Consider the following 20,652-nt stretch of genomic DNA (forward strand, 5'->3'; position numbering starts at 1 on the left):
GAGAGGCTTCCAGCCGAAGAGCAAACCACCCGTTTTCACGGGTGGTTATGATTTGTATGTTTTGAAAAGAGGCTGACCTAAAAGCTTCTTTAAAGAAAAATTAGCAAAATTAAGCTGAACGAAAGAGATACTGAAAATGATTTTTTGCGATTTTTACGAGTTCATTGAAGAAGTCCCTACAATTTTCTAGAAGATATCCGTGAGGGGTATCCTTACACTTTCGCGAGAAAAATTACGCCACTTAGCCTGATGCTTCAAATGTTTTCGCAAAAGGGAACTACGCAATTTTCGGAACTGTTTAATTTCTACACAGCTTAAAATAAACCGTTTGATATTTCAACAGTTGCTTTTTGCAACCGACGAATGAAATTTAATCCTGAGGTACTTCATTTAATGATGGGTGATTATTTGTCAATGGTCTATGAAAACTACGACGATAATCTGGCGAAATTGAACGCTTATAGTGCCAAAGCGATTGATGGATCGGTTATTATTCTGTCTTCAACAGAATAAAATGATAAAGGTTATGGCAAAAATAAGCCTAATCAAAGCATTAGTCCAGTGATGGCAAAAATTCCATTTCTGTATGATTGTATCAATAAGATTGTGTTGGACACCTGTATTAAACCGTATAAATTTAGTGAGCATGAATGCGCTTCGCGCCAAACTGATGAATACTACCTATTCCCTGCGTTTTGTAAAAATCCCTTTAGTCAAGGGCAGTACTGGTGACACTTACGATGAGTTGCTTTTGATAAATTTAACGCCGGAAGAATTTTCATTGGATGGGTTAAAGGAAATCTATCGTTTGAGAAGGGAAATTGAAACGGCCTATAATATCTTGAAAAATCGCATGAAGTTTGGAAGAATTCAGTGGCATACGTGAGCGCTTGATTCGACAAGGTATTTACTGTTGTGTCTAGTTATACAATTTAATTATGCTCTACATCATCGAAATAAATGAAGCAGAGCAAATACTCTAAGAACAAAATAAATACGAAATGAGGTGAAACATCGGTCTCTCTATTGGCATTGTAAAAACGTATTTTATTCAATCGGTTATTCAAAAGATCCAGAAAAACGACAAGAATATGTGGCACAAATGGAAGATTTAATTAAACATCACCTTGTCCCTGTTCGTCCAAAACGAACTGCTAAAAGATAGCATAGCGTAAATAAATCAAGCCGATCGTACCGTTGTACCTATTAAAAATAGGTAGAATGAGATGGCTTATTTAGTCATGGCTTTTGCATGTAAAATACAAAGCAGTAGATCAGATTGAAGAAAAATTTCTTAATCCGATCTACTGCTTATTTGTCAATATACTTAAGTTAATGACATTGCGTTCACACGGGTGATTTTGATTGTCTTGGATACCGTAGTGATAAAAATTGATTTTACGATGATTTTTAACTATTCTCGAAATTTAACATAAAGTAGGACAAGATTTACGTTGAATTCCTATTCTTTCCTCACAGAGAGTATCGGAATGAAAAATGATAATAAAATTGATTGCAGAATTGGGCTCTTTTAGTAAAGATTTTTTTTAATTGTATAAGTAGAATTGGTTTTAGATAATGAACAGCTGGAATTGATGCGCTTACAAAAAATAGGAGGAGTGATAACATGGGACAACCGTCAGTTTTTCCAACAGGTACGACAATTTATAAACCCGAAGAATGTTGGAACGGATACACACTTTATAACGCACATAATTTAGGTGCAATGTTAGTTGATATGAATGGAAAGATTGTAAGACACTGGCAGAATTTTCAGGGGTTTCCGAACAAAATCTTACCAAATGGAGACATTATGGGACACTTTGGTAATCGTAGTGGAAAGTTCGGTTTTCAAGATGGACTTCAATTAGTTCAAGTAGATTGGGAAGGCAACGTAGTATGGAAATTTGATAAAGGAGAATATATTGAAGATCCAGGAGAAACCCCTCAATGGATGGCGAGGTGTCACCACGATTATCAAAGAGAAGGAAACCCAGTCGGCTACTACACGCCGGAGTTAAATGCTAAAACTGATTCAGGCAATACATTGATACTAAGTCACAAAAATGTAGTTAACTCTAAAATTAGTGAAAAAACATTACTTGATGATTGTATTTATGAAGTTGATTGGACGGGAAAAATTATTTGGGAATGGTATTGTCACGAGCATTTTGATGAGCTCGGTTTTACTGAGCAAATGAAAACCGTCTTATTCCGTGATCCTAATATGATGTCGATTGGTGAAGGTATGGGTGATTGGGTTCATATTAATTGTATGTCAATGTTAGGACCTAATAAATGGTATGAAGCTGGGGATAGCCGCTTTCATCCAGATAATATTATTTGTGACTGTCGAGAAGCTAATATATTATTTATCATTGACAAAAAAACAGGAGAATTATGTTGGAAACTTGGTCCGGATTATTCAGATCCTGAACTATCTCATATTGGTGCTATTATCGGCCAACATCACACCCATATGATTCCTAAAGGACTACCAGGAGAAGGGAATATATTAGTTTTCGATAATGGTGGATGGGCTGGTTATGGATTTCCAAACGAACAATCAACTTTTGGTGAAAAAAGTGCGCGCCGTGATTACTCTCGTGTTCTAGAAATTAATCCTATTACACTGGATTTAGAATGGCAATATACGAAATGTACTTTTGGGGTTCCATATCCTGTTGGAAGTCATCATTTTTATAGTGAATTAGTAAGCTCTGCTCAACGGTTGGAAAATGGAAATACATTGATATGCGAGGGAACGGAGGGTAGATTCTTAGAAGTAACAAAAAATCATGAGGTAGTTTGGGAGTTTGTTAATCCCTATATTGGTCCAGGGAATGTTTATCGAGCTTATAGGATTCCATACGAATGGATACCAACTGAAAAACCCGAAGAAGTACCCGTACTTCCTATCGACAATACAGAATTACGTTTAGATGGTGCAGCACCAAAAAAAATGGAAAATGTATTTATTATCAATGGAACCTTTGAGCAACCCACAGCTCCAAAAGCGACAAGTTTAATGGAAGCACAAAAAATAAATGCACTCAAATTACCCAAATTATTTGCTATTGATTCAAAAAGAATTAAAGAGATTACTTCAGATAAGGTTGACTTACTTAAGTTGAATGCGAGTAAAGCGGTTATCGTTTTTGGCGCATTAAGATGTGAAAACAGTAGGGTGTTTTACCAGAAAATTTCGGGTAGTAATAAAGTAAGAGAAGAAGAACCAGTATATTGGGTCGATGTTGATAAATATCCAAAGTTTGCTGATGAGTATGAAATATCAGTAACACCTACAACAAAAATTGTAGAAAAAAACGAGGTGGTAAAAACTTTTGTAGGCGTTTCCAGTGCAGATTTTCTTTAGTAAAAGGTAAGTGTCATTTAAGGAGGAATAAAAATGGAAACTGAGGAAAAAGAAGTCCTTTTGGTTAGATCTGAGAAAAAAAAGATTAGTATCTCAAGTATTATTGATATATTTGCGGTTTTTGTAATGTTCATATTTTGGATCCTTCCTCCGATAAGTACTATTACTCCAATAGGCATGCGTGTATTGGGTGCTTTTTTAGGGATGGTGATATTGTGGGCGAAAGGAAACATTTTATGGCCTAGTATCATGGGGCTAGTCATGATAGCTTTATCTGGTTATGCAGGAGAGGGTAGTGCGGGATTTGGTGCTGTTTTTAAAGATGCTTTTGGAAATGAAACGGTCATACTTGTTATTATGGCAACCATTCTATTTGGAGGCATGACAGAATCTGGTGTTACAAAGCATATCGCAAACTGGATTTTGACACGGAAAATGATAACAGGAAGACCTTATGTTTTCATTGCCTTTGTATTTTTAGCAGGATGGATACTATGTCTTTTAGTTGGGGGGGCAGTTCCAGCATTAATCATGATGTGGCCTATTGCCATTCGACTTATCGAATCTCTTAATATAAAAAAGGAAGATAGGATTTGGTCATTTTTCTTTATCGGAATGTTTGCTACAATTACTCTCGGAATGCCGTTATTACCCTTTAGAGGGGCGGTATTAGCTGTAGTGGGAGCTTATGAAGGCATGACTGGTTTATCCGTGGATTATTTGCCATTTATGCTTTTGAACTTTATTATTACATCACTATTCATTTTTCTATACATCATTGTTTTAAAATTTATTATTAAACCAGATGTTTCAAAAATGAAAGATGTAGATGCTGAAAAAATGAAAAAAGAAAATGAACTTGAGCCAATGAACATTGCACAGAAGATTTATCTGTTCATGGTCCCGACATATGTCATTATGTTGCTTCTCCCAAGTGTTCTACCCGAAACTATTCCAGGGGTCAAGTTACTTTCAACACTAGGTACTCTAGGAGTTACATCTCTATGGATCGTTGCCTTCTTGATTGTGAAATATCAGAGTAGAGAATTACTGAATTTTAAAGAAGCAGCCTATAAACATTTTGCGTGGGGGATCTATTTTATGATCGCCGCAGCTGTATATGCCGGTAACACACTCTCAAATGATGTAACTGGTATTAAAGGATTTTTAATTCAAATACTTGATCCTATTCTAGGTGGGCGATCGGAGTTTGTTTTCGTTGCCATACTATTTTTAGCTGCATTAATCCTAACATCTTTCGCGAACAATGCTGCGATGGGGATTGTACTTCTTCCTGTCGCAATCGCTTTTTGCGAACAAAAAGGAATTGCGCCAACGCCAGTTATCATGTGCTTGACGATGTTAGTATTTATGGCAATGTTAACACCAGCTGCCTCTCCTCATGCGAGTATGATGTTTGGACATAAGGATATCTATGATTCAAAAGATATCATGAAATTAGGTTTTCCGATTGTCTTTTCAGTTTGGTTGTTATATCTTTTTGTTGGCTATCCGTTAGCAAAAATTCTATTTTAAAAATGTAACTACAAGAATTACCACTAACCAATTTTTATTGAAATCTGGTTAGTGGTTTTTAGATGTGTTTCAAGAAAATACAGGAATGCATATTTAAAGGCATTATTACCCATTTATTTAAGTATTCCATACTCTTGATCTGAAAAGAAATGGTAGACATTTTAGAATTTACTCATGCTAATAACATAAATAGAATATTAAATTATGTTCTCAAAAAGAAAGAGGGGAAATCTTGAAGGAAAGATATAAATATTTCAATCAGTATTGAGCAAAACTTCCAATGATTCGCTGAAATAAAGTCTTTAAAATGAAAGTCAAATAGAACAGAAAGAAGGAATAATCATGAAACTAGGAATCGTTAGTGCTATTTTTGATCAAAGTAATTTCGAAGAGATGATTGATATCGTAGCAGAAAACGGTCTTGATTGTGTTGAAGTTGCTTGTTGGCCGGCAGGAAAAGCAGAAAGGCGATATGCGGGTGTATCCCATATTGATACTAAAAATTTGACCCAAGAAAAAGCGGAAGAAATCTTAACTTACTGTAAACAAAAAAATGTGGAGTTGTCGGCTTTGGCTTATTATCCTAATCCGTTGGATGAAAATTTAGCTAAGCGGCAAGAAGTGATTGATCATTTATACACTTTGATTGATGCAGCGAGCTTAATGAATATCAATTTAGTGACAACATTTGTCGGACGTATGCCAAGTAAATCAGTTTCTGAAAATATTCAGGAAGCGGCTAATGTTTGGAACCCAATTGTAAAATATGCTGAAGAGAAAGAAGTGAAAATCGCGATTGAAAATTGTCCGATGCTCTTCACTGAAGATGAATGGCCAGGTGGACAAAATATCATGACCTCGCCAAGTAATTGGCGCAAAGTCTTTGAAGTGATCGACAGCGACTATTTTGGGATCAATTATGATCCATCACACTTCATTTGGCAGCGGATTGATTATATAAGCCCATTGTACGAGTTCAAAGACAAGATTTTCCATGTTCATTACAAAGATATCAAGGTTTCTGCAGAAAAATTGGCTGATGTTGGTGTCATGGCAACCCCACTAGAATATATGAGTCCGAAGCTGCCTGGTTTAGGCGATGTTGATTGGGGAAAATACGTATCGGCATTAACTGATATTGGTTATGAAGGCTATACCTGTATTGAAGTGGAAGATAAGGCTTTTGAGAAAACTTATGAAGATGTGAAGAAATCTGTGGCATTAAGTACGAAATATTTAAGAAACTTCGTTATTTAGAAAATTTATATGAAGAGAACGAGGAGATTCGTTCTCTTCATTTTTAGGTGTTAGGTCTTTTTAATTTGAGGAGGAAAAATAATGATAAAACAAATGATCGGTATTGATATAGGTGGAACGGCGATCAAGTTAGCTCTGATTGATGTCTATGGAGAGATTCACAAGAAATGGCAGATCCCCACTAATATCTCGGATAATGGTAGAAAGATTCCAACCGACATCATCAGCAGTATTCAACATACAATCCTTGATCAAAAGCATCAGGAATCGGAGATCATCGGTGTTGGCATCGGTGTTCCGGGTCCTATTTCACCAGACGGACAGACCGTTGTTCGTGCGGTCAATTTAGGGTGGGAAGATATGCCACTAAAATCCGCTATTGAAAAAGAGTTGGATATTCCTGTCGTACTTTTGAACGATGCCAATGCGGCGGCCTTAGGAGAAATGTGGAAGGGGGCAGCTAGAGGAAAAGCCAGTCTAGTTTTTATCACTTTAGGAACTGGTGTGGGAGGCGGAATCATTATTGATGGGAAGGTCATCAACGGTGTCCATTCTTCTGGCGGTGAGATTGGACATATTCCGGTTTATTCGGAAGAAAAGCGCGTGTGCGGCTGCGGCAATATTAATTGCTTAGAAACATTTGCTTCAGCTAATGGGTTTGTTAAAACGATGAAAATGTTGTTGCCAGATAAGACGACCAAATTTACCGCAGTTGATATTTTTGATTGGGCTAAAGCTGATGATTCCAAAGCTAAAGAGGCTTTAGCAATAACGGTGACTTATTTAGGTAAGGCGATTGCAGGTATCATGAATACGGTCGATGCCGAAGAAGTAGTTATTGGAGGCGGCTTGTCTGGAGCGGGAACTGCGCTATTAAAGCCGTTAAAAGAACAAATTGATCGTTCTATTTTTCCGGCGATTCGCGGAAATTATAAATTAAGCAGGGCACAGTTGGGAAATGATGCTGGGATTTATGGTGCTGTTTATTCCTATTTATCAAGTGACGATAGTTTAACCTTCGAAGAGACGACCGGCATAAATGCCTGATTTTGTCCTAAACCAATTGTTGGTAAAGACAAATAAGGAGCTTCGATATTGTTAGGACAAAATTAATGGGTTAAATTTTGATCTGAAACTTCTAATTTCTGAAGATAAAAAAAAAGAAGTGAGATTTTGCTGTATTTTTGAGTAAAATTAAAATGGAGTGCGCTTCCAAAAAAGCTTAAATTATGAGTATAGCAAATAACAAAAAAGGAGGACATTCAAATGTTCGATAATTTTTTAATTCGAAAAGATAGTTTGAAAAACGATGTTGATAAAGAGGGCAATGTCGTAGGATTTCAATTTGCGGCAAGAAACGCTAACTACCGGGGAGTATTTTTATCCCTTCATAATGGCTACTATATCAAGATTGATGACACCGAATATCCGAAAGAATTACAAACCTTTGAAATCAATGGAAAAGAACCTCGTGATTTTGAAGAAATCAAAACAGCCGTATGGGAGCATTGGGATTATGACGATGAAGGAATCGTCCATGTGAAAAAGCCAGGGGGATTAGCCCCGGGGAAACATACTTTAGCCTTCCAACAATCGGTTCTGGCAGCATACGGATACATGCCAACAGATGAGGAGTGGGTAAAAAACCCTCCAGTTCCCGGTTCAGGTGCTGGATCAGATAAGACACGCAACATCGTAAAATACGATTTGGAATTGCAAGCATAGAAGGGAGCAATTAGTAATGGGAAAAATCAAACGCGGTGTTTCATTTTATAGTTACCAACAAACGCAGTTTTTTAAAGAATTAGATTTAGAAGGACAGGTTAAAGAAGTCGGTACAAATCTTTTCGGAGCGGATGGGATCGAGATTCTAGATGAGATGTCCCTTCGACAATATCCAAACCCGCCAGAGGAATTTTTCGATCAATGGTTTGAATGGATGGATAAATACAAAACGACTCCTGTAACAATGGATGTGTTCCATGATGTATTGCAATTTCGGGATCATGTGATGAGCTATTCAGAATCAGCGGAGCGCTTGAAAAATGATATTCGTTTAGCGAAACGCTTAGGCTTTAAAAATGTTCGTACACTAGCAACCACACCAGTGGAGATCATGATTGAAGCTTTACCAGTCGCGGAGGAATGCGATATCAAATTAGGCAAAGAAATCCACGCACCGATCCCGATCAATGGTCAATATGTCAATGAGATCGTGGATTATGCCAAGAAATCTGGCACTAAGCATTTAGGACTTGTTCCTGACTGGGGCATCTTCGCTTTTCGCCCTTCTGAAGCAGCGTTGGAATGGTACATGCGTCAAGGAGCGAAACAAGAAAGCTGTGATCTAGTCGTTCAATTATGTATGGACAATCATTTAGGTAAGAGCAATGAATTAAATGAAATTGATCTTTCCCTATATAGTGCCGGCAATGTCCAATCTTTGTTCCACCGTTATTTGAAGCATGATGAAGCACCAGCTGATTTATTGCCAGCCTTCAAAAAAATGCAGCAAATGATTCGTGACAATGTGCCAAATTATACCGATATCGATTTTGAAGTCATGTCACAAGCACTATTGCTTTCTAGAACGAAACCAGAGGACTTAGGAGCGATCATGCCATACATCGTGAGTATCCACGGCAAATTTTACAATATGTCTGAAATCCCTGGAAACCCTGGTCAATATCAAGATATCGCTATTGATTACGAAGGACCAATCAAATTCTTGAAGGAAAATGGCTATGAGGGTTATATCAATTCAGAATATGAAGGCCAACGCTACTATCAAGACCGCACGGAAAAAGAACTAAATAATGAAATCGAACAAGTGAGAAGACATCAAGAAATGCTAAAACGATTGATTGGTGAATAGGATGAATAAACAAGAGATCATTTATGTAGGCGCATGGGGCGCGGATATTCAAGGGGTAAATAATCCCGAAGCCGGCAATGGCGGGATCAAGGCCTATGATGCGGAAACGTTTGAGTTAGTCAGCAAAGTTACGCCAGATGTCAATGTCGGCAGTATGGCGGTTGCTAAAAATGGTCGCTATATCTATGCCACGGATGAGCGCAAAGATCTAGGTGGTGTACATGGAAATGGCGGGGGTATCGCTGCTTATGCAGTTGATGCAGCTGGAAAACTTTCTTTCTTAAATGAAGTTTCTTCAGCCGGAGCCTATCCTTGCTACATTACAGTAGATAGTCAAAATAGATACGCTTTTGCGGCGAATCATGGCAATCATGAAGAAGTCATTACCCGAAGTGTGCGAACAGAACAAGGAACATATGCAGCCAAACGCTTCTTCGATGAAGGCAGCATCGCGATGTTTCCGATCAAAACAGATGGGAGTTTAGGAGAATGCTGCGAACTTAAGGTTTTGGAAGGTTCTAGCGAATTGCCGCTATTCCAATGGACAAGTCATCCCCATAGTGTTTGTCTCGATCCAACCGAAAACTATCTCCTTTGTGCAGATAAGGGCTGCGATCTGATTCATGTCTATAAGATCGATTATGAAGTCGGAGCCTTGAAGGAAGTCTGGGCTCAAAAAACCGAAAAAGGATCAGGACCGCGACATATTGCGTTTCATCCAACCCAGCCGCTTCTTTATTGTAACAGTGAACAAAATCATACAGTCCATAGTTACTCTTTTGATCCTCAAACAGGTGAGATGAACCATTTAAATCGCGCAGTTACAGTATCAGACGACTATCAACCAAAGGACGATCCGACTGATATCTTCGCTCACAATCAAACCGCCGATCTGAAAGTCCATAAATCTGGCAACTTTTTATATGTCTCAAATCGCGGCGACGACAGCATCGCAAGCTATCGGCTGAATGGGGATGGAAAAATGCAATTGATCGAGATTATTTCTTCTGGCGGAGCGATACCTCGCAGTATCAATTTTGATTTAGCGGGTGAACAGTTATATGTCGTAAATCAACGTTCTGGTACGATCAATAAGTTTTCAGTCGATGATGATAGTGGAAAGTTAACAAATACAGACTCAGAAATTCAAGTCAATAATCCAGTGAATATTCAATTTAGTGAGAGATAGAAAGAAGGAAGAGACAAATGGAAAAACTAAAAATCGGTATTATCGGTACAGGAGGTATTTGCAACAACAAACACCTGCCGTCTTTAGAAAAAGTTGCAGATAAAGCGGAAGTCGTGGCGTTATGCGATATCGAAGAAGAAAAAGCGTTAGCAACGGCTGAACGTCACAATCTAACCGATGTCAAAATCTACACAGATTACCATGAATTGTTGAAGGACCCAAGTATTGATATTGTTCATGTGTGTACTCCAAACGTATCTCATTGTGAGATCACAGTCGCAGCGTTCGCGGCTGACAAGCATGTGTTATGTGAAAAACCAATGGCAGCGACCACAGAAGATGCCCGTAAAATGATGGAAGCTTGGAAAAAGAGCGACAAGAAATTTACTGTTGGCTATCAAAATCGCTTCCGGCATGATGTACAGGTATTGAAGAAATCATGTCAAGCTGGTGATTTAGGGGATATTTACTATGGTGAAGCCAATGCGATTCGTCGTAAAGCCGTACCAACTTGGGGTGTCTTTCCAGACAAATCGAAGCAAGGCGGCGGTCCATTGATCGATATTGGCACTCACGCATTAGATATTACGTTATGGTGCATGGACAACTATGAAGTGGATAGTGTGAGCGGTCAAGTCTTCTATAAATTGGGTAATTTGCCATCAGCAGCGGAAGGCAATACCTACGGTGCTTGGGATACTGAAACCTTTGAAGTAGAAGACTCAGCGATGGGCTTTATCAAATTCAAAAATGGTGCGTTGATCAACCTGCGAGCATCGTGGGCATTGAACTATATGGATGCCAGAGAAGCGGCAACGACGCTTTGCGGAACCTTAGAAGGTGCTGAAATCAAATACGGCGGCAGCTATGAAAATGCGGAACTGTGGTTTAACCATACGCGTCATGGAAAAATGAGTGAAGAAACCTTATCAGGCGAAGCGTTAGTGGATTATTTTGAAGGCGTCAATGAGCCGGCTGGAGTGGTTGAAGCAAAGCAATGGATCGATGCGATTTTGACAGATGGCGAGCCGTGTGTGAAGCCAAGTGAAGCCTTCAAAGTTACACAAATTTTAGATGCGATCTACCAAGCTTCTGATGGAAATCAAACAATCAAATTAGCGATGGAATAAGCTGAATAAGACGGTCAAGTATTGGCCGTCTTTTTTTAAAAAGAAAGGACGGAATTATCATGAAATACAGATATGCAGTAGTCGGATACGGCTTTATCGGTCGCCGTCATGTAGCGACGCTAAAAAGTATAGACAATGTAGATTGCGTAGCGGTTTGTGACACAAATCCGCAACGGTTAGAAGAAGTACGTGAGATTTATCCAGAAATTGAGATTTATAGAACAATTGACCAGCTTTTGGAAGAGTCAGATATTAACGGTGTGATCATCTCGGCAAACAATAACCAGCACAAAGAATTAGTCATAAAATCCGCACGGGCAGGAATGGATATTATTTGTGAGAAACCTGCTGCAATGAGTGTAGCGGAATTCGATGAGATGATGGAGGCCGTTGATCAAGCAGGCGTTACCTTAACGGTTCATCAGCAACGTCGCTTTGATAAGGATTTTCAAACCATCAAGAAATGCTACGAAGACAGGTCTTTAGGCGATGTTTATACGATCAAGAGCTCGTTATACGGCTACAACGGTAATATGCATGATTGGCATGTATATAAATCTGAGGGGGGCGGCATGCTTTATGATTGGGGTGTTCATCTGATCGATCAGATTTTGTATATGATGGATAGTCCATTGAAAGCAGTCTTTGCGGATATTCGCAATGTAATCAATAAAGAAGTCGATGATTATTTCAATATTCTGCTGCGTTTTGAAAATGGTGTGACGGCTGAGATAGAACTAGGAACCTATTACCTATCGGATCAAAAAGACTGGTTCGAACGTCACTGGTATATGGGCGGCAATACTGGAAGCATGTACGCTAATAAGTTCGATCCAGAGGGCAAGATCGTTCGTACAACGAAACTATTAGAAAACGTGAATGAAGATCAAGATAAATCAGCCAAGTCTTACGGGCCAACTCGTTCATTCGGTGTGCCGGAACCAGGTTTGATCGTGACTGAAGACATTCCAAAAGTCGAGACAGAACATATTGAATTCTTCGAAAATTACTTTGCCACCTTGGCCGGAAAGGCTGAACTTTTAGTTAAACCGCAAGAAGTTCGTAAAGTATTGGAAGTTATGGAAGCCTGTTGGAAGTCTGCCGAAACGTTCTCAAGTGTGGCATTTGAGCCATCTATGGAAGTAAAAGTCTAGTTTTTAAGGGGAAATAAACATGCAAGAAAATGTAGTAAGTAACTTTATTGATAATAGTAAACTCGGAAAATTTCATGTTACATTGGTCGCTTTGGGGGTCTTTCTGATTGCCTTTACCGGGTATGGTGCGACAGCTTATGGATCAATTATCACTTCAATTACGTCTGAATGGAACTTGAATGCGACAGTGTTGGGATATATGGGTAGTTTATCCGAATTTGGTTCGATGTTTGGTGCAGTAATCTTAAGTATCATCAGCAATCGTTTAGGTGTGAAAAAGGTCTTGATCGGTTCGGTCTTGATGTTCTGTGTCTTTACCTTTGGACAATCCGTAGTGAATACTCCAGTTTTATTCGCAATTTTCCGATTTTTTGCAGGGGTTGGTTTTGGTGGGGTAATTCCGTTGGTCATTTCATTGTTGTCGGAATATGCGCCAAAGAGCAGCAAAAGTAAATCCGTGGCAATCGCTTTGTGCGGGAATCAAATCGGCTCGATCATTGCTTCTTTGTTAGCAATCGTGATTCTGCCACGTTTGGGATGGCGTCCGGTGCTGTGGATGGCCTTCGTTCCTGTTTTGTTTTTGTTTTTCATTATTAAACTCGTGCCAGAGTCAGCCCAGTATTTAGTGAAGCACAAGGAAACTGAAAAGCTGAAAAAAGTTCTGGGGAGAATTGATCAGGATTACACTAAAAAGATCAATCTTGAGCAGTTGGAGACTATGAACAATGAAAGTATGCATTCAGAAAATAAAGTATCATACTTTGCTCTATTTAATAGTCGTTTCATTCTCGTGACGTTATTGGCTTGTATCATTTATATTATGGGGCTGCTTTTCATCAACGGAGTCATTGTTTGGCTGCCGGGGGTAATGATACAAAATGGGTTCTCTTTAGGCTCCAGCTTAGCTTTCTCGATTTTCTTAAATGTGGGAACGATTGCGGGGACGGTAGTTTGGGGAGCTGTGGCTGATCGCAAAGGTTTTAAGATACTCTTGCCAGCTGTTTATGGCATCGGAGCAGTTGTATTGATGCTGATGGGTGTAAAAACCAATATCATCATTTTGTATCTTTTTGTATTCTTAATTGGTTTCTTCTTGTTCTCAGCTCATAGTTTAGTGAATGCATTTGTTTCACAACACTATCCAGAAGAATTACGGACTTCAGCAGTTGGTTTGGTGAACAGTGTCGGTCGGCTAGGCGGAATCTTTGGTCCAACATTAGGTGGTCTGCTATTATCCGCCAATGCTTCAATCAGTACCTGGTTCGTTACCTTTGGTGCTACCGGCTTGATTGCTGCAATATCATTCGTAGCAATCAATCTGATTACCAAGGTAAAGGATGCTGAAATAGATAAAGCGGATGCTGTTGAAGGGTAATCGAAATGAATAGTAGCAAAAGCAGTTGGTAAAGAATTATCAGCTGCTTCTTTTGCTAAGTGATGCTCAGGAAGGCTAGTTACTTACTGAAACTGTTTTGCTATAATTGGTCAATAAGCTAAATTACTTGGCTGCTATACAGCTTGATAAAGGAACTGAGATTTAGCTGATAAGGAGGATAAAAATGGAAAAGGATTATCTCTCTTCGGATTTATTAATGGATGTTGAATTTACGACTCAAGGTGAAACAAAGACCCATTACCACGAAAATTTTGAGCTCTTATATGTATTGAATGGTGAATTATCGATCATTGTCGAAGGCGAAGAGTATCAGCTGAAGCAAAAAGACTTGATCATTATTAATTACAATCGTAAGCATCGCTACATAGGTTCAGATGATCTTTTTCTTGCCCGCTTCGTTATTTCATACAGCAAGGTAAAAGAGTTATTATCCAATGATATGATTTTATTTTGGTGCAATTCGACTTTGGAAAAAAATGAATCTTATGACGAAATGAGAAAAATCATCGATCAGATTCTCAATCAGCAGATCATGACCAATCATAAAAATCAAATCTATAAAATGAGTTTGTATTATCAATTGCTTCATGTGATTTCCAAGAATTTTCTTTTAACTTCAGAGAATGTACGCTATCAATCGGAGAAGAAGAGCGACAGTCGGATGGAAGAAATTTTTCAATTCATTCGCGCAAATTATCAGAAGAGCATCACTTTGCAGGAATTAGCTGATCATTTCTTTCTTTCGACGGCGTACTTGTCAAAATATATCAAAAAGAAATGCAATGTCAGTTTTACGGATTTGGTCAATTCTGTGCGACTGACACACTCTATGACCGATTTGCTGTATACGGATGCTTCCATCATGAAGATCGCGATGGACAACGGCTTTGCCAGTGTGGCGGCTTACAATAAAGTTTTTAAAGAAGCCTACGACATGACGCCATCTCTATTTCGAAAAAATTCAGTGACTGCTGAGAAGAAGGAACGCGATACGCAAGATAGTGATCAGTTACGTGAACGATTAAATAGCTATCTGAATGAGAACAAGATCACGGATGATCAAGATGAGGAAAGTCATGATCGCAATATTTCTTTCATGCTGGATAAGCAGAATATTTATAAGCAAACGAGCTATTATAGCAAGCTGATCAATGCCGGAACAGCAATTGATTTGACCAAGTCAGATTTTCAGGAGCAGATCATCTATTTGAAGAATAAGCTTGGTGCAGAATATATTCGCTTCTGGGATATTTATGACCCTAATCTATACTTAGACATCCATGCTCCGAAAGAGGCTTTAAACTTCAGCAAACTGGATACAGTGATTGATTTCCTAGTCAAGAATCAATTGAAGCCTTATATTGAACTTGGTTCTAAACCCATTCGCTTATTAAAAAATACTCAAGATGCTTTGGTGGAGATCCCGAGAAATGAAAACTTCGATTCGGCGGAAGAGATGCAGCGCTTTTTTAGAGAATTGATCCGGCATTTTATTAAGCGTTATGGATCAGAAGAAGTTCAACAGTGGTATTTTGAATATTGGAAAAAAGAAGACATCGCCTTTCTCGATTTACGCTATAATTATTCGCCGCAGACCGAAGACGTGCATCGTAAATACTTTGCAACTTTTGATAAAATTGCCGGAACGCTTAGAAAAATATTACCAGACATCAAAATCGGCGGCGGTGGTTTTCCGGTGCAGCACTATGGAAATAAAGGCTTTAGCGATCTGTTATCTTTATGGCAAGAGTACGATGAAAAACCGAATTTTTTGACGATTACTTGCTATCCTTATCAGTTGGAAAAGGAATCAGATAACTATTATGAAAAGAAATCAACGGATGTTTTCTTTATCAAACATAATTTGGAAGTCGTTAAGGAATCAATGGAGCATAGTGATTTTCCGGACACTCCGATTCATGTTTCTGAATACAGCTTGACACTTTCCAATCGTAATCCAGTCAACGATCATTGTTCGAAGGGAAGCTATCTGATCCAAAATATGATCTCGACCATCGGAGGCGCTGAGCTGTTTGGTCATTGGTTGGGAACGGATATCTATGCCGATCTGCAAGATTCTCAAGGTTTTCTTTTTGGGGGATGCGGGTTACTTACGAAGACGGGTGTGGCGAAACCAGCGTTCTATGCACTTGAATTTCTAAACTCACTTTATGAAGATGTCTATTATAAAGAGAAACACTGCATCATCACAGGGAACACAAGAGGATCATTTCGTATCGCATGTCATAATTACCGTAAGTTGAATTTCAATTACTATTTGATGGATGAGAGCAAAATCCAATTAGATAACTTACAAAATCTGTTTGAAGATAATGAGTCTTTGACCTTGAATATCGATATCAATGGTGTCGAAAATGGCAGTTATGTCATCAAATCGCGCGTGGTGAATCGATCGCATGGCAGTGTACAAGATGAATGGAGCCGCTTTGACTTAAAAGAATTGAGTATGAACGAACAAGATTATCTGCATCGGATCAGCACGCCAAGACTCTTGAACACAAAAGTCAAAGTTGAAAACAGTCGACTGCAATTTTCGATTCATCTAAAGCCTCATGAAATACGTTATTTACACGTGACAGCTGAATAAGTAAAGACCTGAAATGCCTCTAACTCAGCAGAGGCAACTCAGGTCTTTTTTTGGACAAAATTTGACTGTCATATTATTGCTTTTCTAAAATCGCCTTTATTTTTTTGGAGAAAAACAGCCAAATATGCTCACCATATTGCGTATAACTTCGGATGAGTTCATGCTGGAAAGCTTCTATTATTAGCAGTAAGAAAGAGTTATCTTTGCAGGATCAAAACGCATTACAAAAAGGAGAAAGGACTTAAATTGAGATGAGTGAAAAAGAACAAATTCATGGTATTACTCAAGGAGAGATTGTTCCATTAAGAAAGGTAAAAGATCCAATTTTTTCTGAGGGGATGATGGGAAAAGGGGTGGCGATGAGACCGTCCTTAGGAGAGGTGTATGCTCCGTTTGATGGTGTCGTAGTTAGCGTATTCCCAACAAAACATGCGATTACTTTGAAAAGTGATCAGGGCTGTGAAGTGCTAATCCATGTAGGCATTGACACAGTCAACTTGAATGGTGAGCTTTTAGAGCCGCTCGTTTCTGAAACTGATCGAGTAAAAACCGGTGAGCTTATTATGCGCTTCAATTTATCACAGATCCGTGAAAGAGGGTATGATACCATCATTCCATTAGTGATCCTCAATACGCCTGATTATGAAACGTTTGACACTACTAATGAGACGAATGGCAATCAAGAGACTCTCTTAATGGCAATCAAGAAAGCAGCAACTTCAATAGAAGTAAAAGAAACAAATCAAAAGGAAATTGCCTTAGAACACGCTATTATTCGTACATTAGGCGGCAAAGACAATATTACTTCGATCGGCCATTGCGCCACCCGGTTAAGAATCAATTTGAAGGATGAAAAAGTGGTGGATGAAGAGAAGCTTGAAAAGATACCGGGAGTTCTAGGTGTCGTCAAATCAATGGGCGGACTGCAAGTCGTAATCGGGAATACGGTCAATCAAGTTTACGCCAACATTCAAAAACTCTATCATATCGAAAATTCGACAGAAGAGAACAAAGAAAAGGGATCAATTCCTAATCGGATCTTGAATGTTCTGTCAGATATTTTAAGTCCGGCTGTTCCCTTGATTATGGCTAGTGGATTCATCTCGGCCATTTTGGTGATTATGACCAGATTAGGAATGGATCAGGAAAGCTCGAGCTATGTGATCTTGAATGGTGCGGCCAATGTTGTTTTCTATTTTTTACCAGTCATGCTGGCCTATACTGCATCAAAACGCTTTAAGTGTAATACGATTTATGCGCTATTTTTAGGCGGCTTGTTCCTGCATCCAGATATTATGGGGTTCGCTTCAAAAGGCGGGAGCGTTGATCTATTTCATTTGCCGGTAACGGCTGTCGATTATTCTTCTAGTTTGCTGCCGATCGTTTTAAGCGTTTGGGTGCTGTCATATGTGGAAAAACTAGCGGATAAATATGTTCCAGATGCGGCCAAATATGTTTTCAATCCATTTGCGATTGTTGTAGTCATGTTACCGATTGCTTTATGTATCACTGGCCCAGCAGGGTATTTACTAGGTGAAGGCATTGGCAGTATTTTGACTTTGATCTATAGTCACGCTAGCTGGTTAGCGATCTTGCTAATTGCTTCTTTTGCGCCGCTTTTAGTAATGACGGGGATGCACATCGCTTTAACACCAATCATTATATTAGCGAACTTTGAACATTTAGGGTATGACAACATGTTACTGATCGCCTTTATCGGAATGAACTTTTCGCAATTTGCCGTAGCGTTAGCCGTGATGCTCAAGACAAAAAAACGCAATTTGAAACAGCTTGCAGCTAGCTGTGCCATCACCGCATTTTTAAGTGGAATCACTGAACCGACACTCTATGGAATCAGTGTGAAACTGAAAAAACCATTTTATGCGACATTCATTGGTTGTATTGCGAATGGAATATTTTGTGCAATCGCTAATGTTAAAGTCTTCTCTTTTGCTCCACCATCCTTCTTTACGTTGCCGATTTTCATGAATCCAGATGGGTCTAATACAAATTTTATACTAGCTCTATGTACGGTTGGTCTTACGATCGTCGTCACTTTTGTCGCTACGTGGATACTTGGTTTTGATGATTCTGTTTTTGATACTGAGAGTTTAGAGGAAGCATGATGGAGAAAAAGTTATTTGTCTTTGATCTTGATGGTACTTTGCTGACGAGTAACAATCAAATTTTACCAAGTACGATTGTTGCTTTAGATTATTTAAAAAGAGATCATACAATCATGTTGGCTACAGGTAGAAGCCGTTTCTTGATTCAAGATTATTTGGATCAACTATCGATCAAGGATTATATCGTTTGTAACGGTTCGGCTGCTTTTCTAAATGATCAACAAGTTTATAAAAATACTTTGGACAAGGACAAATTAGCCAGTTTGTTAGAGTATTTCCATGATCAAAAAATTGATATCGCTTTAACTGGTTTAGATAATTTCTGTCGGATTTCTTCTTTTCGTGTCGAAAAAATGGAACAGGCGATGCGTTCGATTGGCGGACTAATCCCAGAGTATCAGCCGCAATTTTATCAAGAAAATGACATTTATCAAGGTTTGGCTTTTTACGATGCGACGAATGATCAACTATTTGAAAAAGAGTATCCAGAATTTCGTTTTGTCCGGTGGCATCAATTATTTGTAGACATTGTGCCGAACCAAGGATCAAAAGCTGTGACTCTGCATGAAGTTGCTGCTGAGTTAGGAATATCAAAGAAGAACATCATTGCTTTTGGCGATGAGAACAATGATATCGAGATGTTACAGGAAGCTGGGATTGGCATAGCTATGGGAAACGCGAACAATTCTGTAAAAGCTGTCGCTGATTTTATTACTAGAACTAATGATGATGATGGAATAGTTTATGCAATGGAAAAGTTGAATTTATTACAACAAAAAAATTGAGAACATTTGACAATTTATATCTCGCTATCCGAAATTAAATGTACATTGCAGGCTCATATATGCAAGAGTATTTTAAAAATGGAGGTAAGAAAAGTGAAGTACTTAGTAGTATGTGTAAATAGAGATAAAACAAGAGAAGAAAAAAAGTTTACCACCTGTCGAGAGGCGCTCTGCTTTGCTACTAATTACAGTAAAATCAAATCGAGTAAGGTCTATAAAGAGAATAAAATAGTTCAGAGTTTCAAATATTAATTTCTTGTTAAATACCGTACATTAGTTGTATAGAATCCCATACAACTTCAAAGATAAATTTACTTTTTTCTAAATAGATGAGATAGTTTTCTCTTATTCATAGTAAATAATGACTCGAACCCAAATGTCTAAATTGATTTTTGGGTTTTTTTATTTTTTCAAAGAAATATCGAAATATGCAGAGAATCAAAAAAATTAGAGAATTCAACTAACCAAGTTTCATTTCTAAACATTCGAATTTTATGTAGTTGATGAAAAGTATTTTTGATCTTTGAAAAGTGAATAGAAAATTTCCAGGTACAAGAACCTTCAGAAAGAGCCATAACACTTCTAGCGCTTAATCTAATTAGATTAAGCGAGTACTTAGATGGGGTTAATCATGAGCTAACATGATGCGATGAAATCTGGAGATATAATGATACTTCTTTAAAGATCGGCGTAAATAGCGGAGAGGTGAAATTCCTATGCTCTCAATATTAGTAAATGCGGATTCACGGGAGTTGCTACTATGTGCATCGTACAAGTAGGGACTATTACTGAAAAGGATCGCATATCATTAATTTCCTATTATGGCTATCAACTTAAACCAACTGTCTTAAATTATGTGGTTACCCAAAATATTATTTGGGAAGAGTTAGGAGATACATTACTCTCCACAACACTGCCGAATTATGCTGTGCATAAAAGCAGATTATGGAAAAGGTTATGAAACATCATGCAAAATCATCCTTCAATGGTCAAACAGTTGAAATAAATATGGAAGTTTTTGGTACTAAGATATATTTGAAAAGACAGGATCAGCTGACTATTTTGAATAAGAATGTCAATTTATCATAGCTTCTCTTGAAAAACCATTTCGAAAATGCATTTATTTTTAGAGAGAAGAGAAAAAGCAAGAAGTTTTCTCTTTTTAAAAAAACAGATTTCTACATTTTTGCTGTTTGTTCTAACACAACCTCCACAAACTG

15 protein-coding genes are annotated in these 20,652 nt (G+C 38.3%); all 15 read left to right on the forward strand.

What is annotated here, in order from left to right:
* The first annotated feature begins 363 nt into the window (after positions 1-363).
* The 15 genes from NRIC_RS19445 (at position 364) to NRIC_RS03025 (ending at position 19,432) form a co-directional block, all read left to right on the forward strand.
* Positions 364-513, forward strand: a complete 150-nt coding sequence (locus NRIC_RS19445) for a hypothetical protein (protein ID WP_227873722.1) — start codon at positions 364-366, stop codon at positions 511-513.
* A gap of 133 nt (positions 514-646) precedes the next feature.
* A complete protein-coding gene (locus NRIC_RS19450) occupies positions 647-886 on the forward strand; it encodes a transposase (protein WP_227873723.1) in 240 nt (79 codons plus the stop codon).
* Positions 887-1,627: 741 nt separating this feature from the next.
* Positions 1,628-3,376 (forward strand): aryl-sulfate sulfotransferase, encoded by a 1,749-nt coding sequence (locus NRIC_RS02965; protein ID WP_146621217.1) that lies wholly within the window; start codon positions 1,628-1,630, stop codon positions 3,374-3,376.
* Between the two features lie 33 nt (positions 3,377-3,409).
* A complete protein-coding gene (locus NRIC_RS02970) occupies positions 3,410-4,912 on the forward strand; it encodes an SLC13 family permease (RefSeq protein ID WP_227873724.1) in 1,503 nt (500 codons plus the stop codon).
* Positions 4,913-5,254: 342 nt separating this feature from the next.
* Complete coding sequence (locus NRIC_RS02975) at positions 5,255-6,169, forward strand: sugar phosphate isomerase/epimerase family protein (RefSeq protein ID WP_146621218.1); 915 nt, start codon at positions 5,255-5,257, stop codon at positions 6,167-6,169.
* A gap of 81 nt (positions 6,170-6,250) precedes the next feature.
* Complete coding sequence (locus NRIC_RS02980; RefSeq protein ID WP_146621219.1) at positions 6,251-7,216, forward strand: ROK family protein; 966 nt, start codon at positions 6,251-6,253, stop codon at positions 7,214-7,216.
* 219 nt (positions 7,217-7,435) lie between these two features.
* On the forward strand, positions 7,436-7,894 hold the full coding sequence (locus NRIC_RS02985; RefSeq protein ID WP_146621220.1) for a C-glycoside deglycosidase beta subunit domain-containing protein: 459 nt from the start codon (positions 7,436-7,438) through the stop codon (positions 7,892-7,894).
* A gap of 16 nt (positions 7,895-7,910) precedes the next feature.
* Positions 7,911-9,044 (forward strand): IolE/MocC family protein, encoded by a 1,134-nt coding sequence (locus NRIC_RS02990; RefSeq protein ID WP_146621221.1) that lies wholly within the window; start codon positions 7,911-7,913, stop codon positions 9,042-9,044.
* 1 nt (position 9,045) lies between these two features.
* A complete protein-coding gene (locus NRIC_RS02995; protein WP_146621222.1) occupies positions 9,046-10,233 on the forward strand; it encodes a lactonase family protein in 1,188 nt (395 codons plus the stop codon).
* A gap of 17 nt (positions 10,234-10,250) precedes the next feature.
* Positions 10,251-11,363, forward strand: a complete 1,113-nt coding sequence (locus tag NRIC_RS03000; protein ID WP_146621223.1) for a Gfo/Idh/MocA family protein — start codon at positions 10,251-10,253, stop codon at positions 11,361-11,363.
* Between the two features lie 59 nt (positions 11,364-11,422).
* Entirely contained in the window at positions 11,423-12,517 is a 1,095-nt protein-coding gene (locus NRIC_RS03005) for a Gfo/Idh/MocA family oxidoreductase (protein WP_146621224.1), read from the forward strand.
* Positions 12,518-12,536: 19 nt separating this feature from the next.
* Positions 12,537-13,892, forward strand: coding sequence for an MFS transporter (locus NRIC_RS03010; protein ID WP_146621225.1), 1,356 nt, complete (start codon positions 12,537-12,539; stop codon positions 13,890-13,892).
* Between the two features lie 184 nt (positions 13,893-14,076).
* Entirely contained in the window at positions 14,077-16,521 is a 2,445-nt protein-coding gene (locus NRIC_RS03015; RefSeq protein WP_146621226.1) for a GH39 family glycosyl hydrolase, read from the forward strand.
* A gap of 251 nt (positions 16,522-16,772) precedes the next feature.
* The gene (locus tag NRIC_RS03020; protein WP_146621227.1) at positions 16,773-18,647 is read left to right on the forward strand and encodes a PTS sugar transporter subunit IIABC; all 1,875 of its coding nucleotides are present in this window, start codon (positions 16,773-16,775) and stop codon (positions 18,645-18,647) included.
* Entirely contained in the window at positions 18,647-19,432 is a 786-nt protein-coding gene (locus tag NRIC_RS03025; RefSeq protein ID WP_146621228.1) for an HAD family hydrolase, read from the forward strand. Before NRIC_RS03020 ends, NRIC_RS03025 begins: the two co-directional genes overlap by 1 nt.
* The last annotated feature ends 1,220 nt before the right edge of the window (positions 19,433-20,652 follow it).

This window comes from Enterococcus florum, from assembly GCF_004309355.1.
Taxonomy (GTDB): Bacteria; Bacillota; Bacilli; order Lactobacillales; family Enterococcaceae; genus Enterococcus_A; species Enterococcus_A florum.

Bases quoted from the DNA above. Each gene is read 5' to 3' on its own strand.
- NRIC_RS02985 (WP_146621220.1), top strand. From the start codon at position 7,436: ATGTTCGATAATTTTTTAATTCGAAAAGATAGTTTGAAAAACGATGTT.
- NRIC_RS03025 (WP_146621228.1), top strand. From the start codon at position 18,647: ATGGAGAAAAAGTTATTTGTCTTTGATCTTGATGGTACTTTGCTGACG.
- NRIC_RS02995 (WP_146621222.1), top strand. From the start codon at position 9,046: ATGAATAAACAAGAGATCATTTATGTAGGCGCATGGGGCGCGGATATT.
- NRIC_RS19450 (WP_227873723.1), top strand. From the start codon at position 647: ATGAATGCGCTTCGCGCCAAACTGATGAATACTACCTATTCCCTGCGT.
- NRIC_RS02990 (WP_146621221.1), top strand. From the start codon at position 7,911: ATGGGAAAAATCAAACGCGGTGTTTCATTTTATAGTTACCAACAAACG.
- NRIC_RS19445 (WP_227873722.1), top strand. From the start codon at position 364: ATGAAATTTAATCCTGAGGTACTTCATTTAATGATGGGTGATTATTTG.
- NRIC_RS03020 (WP_146621227.1), top strand. From the start codon at position 16,773: ATGAGTGAAAAAGAACAAATTCATGGTATTACTCAAGGAGAGATTGTT.
- NRIC_RS02965 (WP_146621217.1), top strand. From the start codon at position 1,628: ATGGGACAACCGTCAGTTTTTCCAACAGGTACGACAATTTATAAACCC.
- NRIC_RS03000 (WP_146621223.1), top strand. From the start codon at position 10,251: ATGGAAAAACTAAAAATCGGTATTATCGGTACAGGAGGTATTTGCAAC.
- NRIC_RS03005 (WP_146621224.1), top strand. From the start codon at position 11,423: ATGAAATACAGATATGCAGTAGTCGGATACGGCTTTATCGGTCGCCGT.
- NRIC_RS02970 (WP_227873724.1), top strand. From the start codon at position 3,410: ATGGAAACTGAGGAAAAAGAAGTCCTTTTGGTTAGATCTGAGAAAAAA.
- NRIC_RS03010 (WP_146621225.1), top strand. From the start codon at position 12,537: ATGCAAGAAAATGTAGTAAGTAACTTTATTGATAATAGTAAACTCGGA.
- NRIC_RS02975 (WP_146621218.1), top strand. From the start codon at position 5,255: ATGAAACTAGGAATCGTTAGTGCTATTTTTGATCAAAGTAATTTCGAA.
- NRIC_RS03015 (WP_146621226.1), top strand. From the start codon at position 14,077: ATGGAAAAGGATTATCTCTCTTCGGATTTATTAATGGATGTTGAATTT.
- NRIC_RS02980 (WP_146621219.1), top strand. From the start codon at position 6,251: ATGATAAAACAAATGATCGGTATTGATATAGGTGGAACGGCGATCAAG.